At 34.6% G+C, this 3,068-nt stretch carries 4 protein-coding genes; 1 reads left to right on the top strand and 3 read right to left on the bottom strand.

The genetic code is table 11. The annotated features are described in order from the left end of the window. Positions 1–139: 139 nt before the first annotated feature. Positions 140–844: a DUF1963 domain-containing protein gene (locus GJV76_RS15335; protein WP_155093456.1), complete on the top strand. Its 705-nt coding sequence runs from the start codon at positions 140–142 to the stop codon at positions 842–844. A 132-nt stretch (positions 845–976) separates the two neighbouring features. On the opposite strand, the gene arsB is transcribed toward GJV76_RS15335, so the two are convergent. From arsB to GJV76_RS15320, 3 genes are read right to left on the bottom strand one after another with little or no spacing between them, the layout of a single operon-like run. Further along, a complete protein-coding gene (gene arsB / locus GJV76_RS15330; RefSeq protein ID WP_155093455.1) occupies positions 977–2,005 on the bottom strand; it encodes an ACR3 family arsenite efflux transporter in 1,029 nt (342 codons plus the stop codon). A 13-nt stretch (positions 2,006–2,018) separates the two neighbouring features. Continuing rightward, the gene (locus GJV76_RS15325) at positions 2,019–2,480 is read right to left on the bottom strand and encodes a DUF6428 family protein (RefSeq protein WP_155093454.1); all 462 of its coding nucleotides are present in this window, start codon (positions 2,478–2,480) and stop codon (positions 2,019–2,021) included. Positions 2,481–2,540: 60 nt separating this feature from the next. After that, a complete protein-coding gene (locus GJV76_RS15320; RefSeq protein WP_155093457.1) occupies positions 2,541–2,870 on the bottom strand; it encodes an ArsR/SmtB family transcription factor in 330 nt (109 codons plus the stop codon). Between the last annotated feature and the right edge of the window lie 198 nt (positions 2,871–3,068).

The raw sequence follows: 3,068 nt of genomic DNA, 5'->3' as shown, positions 1-3,068 counted from the left end.
TATGCTTAACTTAATGTCCAGGCTAAGTTACCAAGTCCAATACTTATTTTACGATTATGATTATATGTAGTCATTATTTATACAGCTATTTTTATTAGGTGATTTGTATGTACATTTATACAACTTTAAAACGAATCCAATGTATGATAAAACATTTGATATTATAAAATTTTCTGCTGATAAACGTCAGTATGTCCCAGCTTCTTTAGGAAGACAAGGTTGGATGAAAGAATCTGATGTATTACACACAGAGATAGATATTCCTTTAGGACAATCTCGCTATGGTGGACCAGTAATAGACTTACCTCCTGAAGTAGATCATCCACAAGGATTATACTATGCAGGCCAAATAGATTTAACGGCATGCTCTCCACATGATAAAACAGGATTATTACCCAAAACAGGGCAACTCATCTTCTTCGCAGACATTATGACCGATACTGGTAAAGTTATCTATACTGATATTCCAAACCATCAATTGGTAAGACATATTGTAGAGCACGAAGACAATTTCTTCTATGGCGTTCTTATCAATGAAATCAGTGCTGATACAGAACCTTTCTCTGACCGATATAGAGAACCTGAGGATGAATATGAAGAAGACGATGTAGATGAGGATGGAATGTACTGGGATTATTTCGGAGGAACCTATCTCTCAAAAATATTCGGTATATTCACGCATTGCCAATTAGGTAAGGAAGAGGTAGAAGAGTTTATTCATTCTGATAAAGTAGTACTGTGGCAGATAGGAGAAAACAACTTTAATGACGATGGGGTGTTCAGTGTATTAATCTCAAAAGAGGATTTACAGAATCGTAATTTTGACAACTGCGAATTCTATTGAGCACAATCGTAGTTGAGAAACAACTCCACAGTATAAATACTTGATTATCTACAGGTAGTCAAATAAAAACTGCACTGTATCTTTTAATTCAAAAGTACAGTGCAGTTTTTATTTGATAAAGTAATTCCTTATTTAATAATACTTCTTTTTCAACCATAAACTTACTCTAACCAAACCAATCAAGACTGGCACCTCCACCAAAGGCCCAATAACTCCAACAAAAGCTTGTGGTGAATTAACTCCAAACACAGCTATCGCAACAGCAATTGCTAATTCAAAATTATTGCCAGATGCAGTAAAAGAGATTGCTGCATTCTTATCGTACGAAATACCCATTCGCTTATTGATAAAAAAACTAATAAAGAACATCAAACCAAAATAGATAACCAAGGGTATAGCAACCTGTATAACCTGTTGAGGTAGTTCAATGATCTGTTCTGCTTTTAAGCTAAACATAACAACTATTGTGAACAATAACGCATATAAGGTAAAAGGGGAAATAAAAGGAAGAAACTTCTGCTTATACCACTTCTCAGAGAATAAAGTAGGCAATAGGCGATAGCTCAAGAATCCCAATAAGAAGGGAATACCCAAATAGATTAATACGCTTTGTACAACTGTTCCCATTTCAATATTCACAGTAAACTCTCCAAGTCCAAGCGAGTTGGGAACAACGTTGATAAACAACCAAACGAATACACTGTAAAACAAAATCTGAAAGACGCTATTTAAAGCTATTAGCAATGCAGCGTATTCTCTATTGCCTTTCGCCAAGTCATTCCATACAATTACCATAGCAATACACCTTGCTAACCCGATTAAGATAACACCTACCATATACTCTGGCTGATCTCGCAGGAATACTATAGCTAAAATAAACATTAATACAGGCCCAACTAACCAATTAAGAATCAACGATAGACTCAACACTTTTTTATCTCTAAGTGCTTTTGGAAGTAGTTTGTAATCCACTTTTGCCAAGGGTGGATACATCATGATTAACAATCCAATAGCCAAGGGAATATTGGTAGTACCATAGGAGAGTTTCTCCATCGTCGAACCGATATTAGGAAATTGATTTCCCAAGAACAGTCCCAAAGCCATTGCTATAAATATCCAAACTGTTAGATACTTGTCCAAAAACTTCATCTTTGTTTTCATAACCGATATAGTTTTAACAACATTCTGACGTTGATGAACAACATGATGAGGTATTGTTCTTTTGAGGCAAATGCTCTGGCTTAATACCACATGAGTCTTCTGCCAAACACGCTGTCAGTGTATTTAAAAGAACAAAGTGACTTCCATTAAAACTTAAATAATATTTCCCAATCGTGTGCTTCCCTTGAAACTCTACTTCAATCTCTGCGTCTTCAATCTTCAGTCGATCTTCTGATAGCTTAATAATATCCAATAGCTTATTTGCTTTCAATCGGTGTTCGAAATCGTTTGCATTCCACAACTGAAAAATTACTTTCTTCTCATTTCTAATTACTCCTCCACAGTCAATAAATCTCTTTTCTACTTGTCCAACTTCTGTCACGTGAAAATGAGCTGGTACAAATGCGCCATCTTCAAATTGAAAATCTACCTTCTCTAACGTCACTAACGCTTTTTTTACTTCTGATAATTTCATATAACTTATTTTATTTACATTAAATCGTAATATTACGATACGTTACCTTAAAAAAATGCCTTAACAGCATTTATCACTCAAAATATCTTGTTTGAAAAAATCTTCAAATGAAGATGAAAACTCTTCCCACACAGTTTCATCAATACAGTAGCATACTGATTTCCCCTCTATATTTCCCTTAATTATACCACTTGCTTTCAGTTCTTTCAAATGCTGTGAAATTGTAGATTGCGCTAAGCCCAATTCGTCTACTAAATCATTGCAAATACACGCTTTCTGATTAATAATATACTGTAATATTGCCAATCGAGCAGGATGTGCTAAAACCTTAAACATGGCTGCAAGCCTATTCTTCTTCTCACTAAACAACTCACTCTTCGTAATTCCCATAATTTCATAATATATCATCGCAATATTACGATATTAAATAATAACCAGCAAACTTAAATTGCAAATATTAATATTGACTGTGACAAAAAAGTGTGCTGCCTATTCAATCACAAGCGATAGCAAAGACAGATAGGTATCTAAATAGTAAAAGCCCTTCTTTAGACATGCCCCAAAAAGTTAGACACATTTTGGGGCATT

The organism is Myroides albus (assembly GCF_009711045.1).
GTDB lineage: Bacteria > Bacteroidota > Bacteroidia > Flavobacteriales > Flavobacteriaceae > Flavobacterium > Flavobacterium album_A.
The sequence above is the reverse complement of the archived record's forward strand: the minus strand, read 5'-3'. Positions and strand labels throughout refer to the sequence as shown.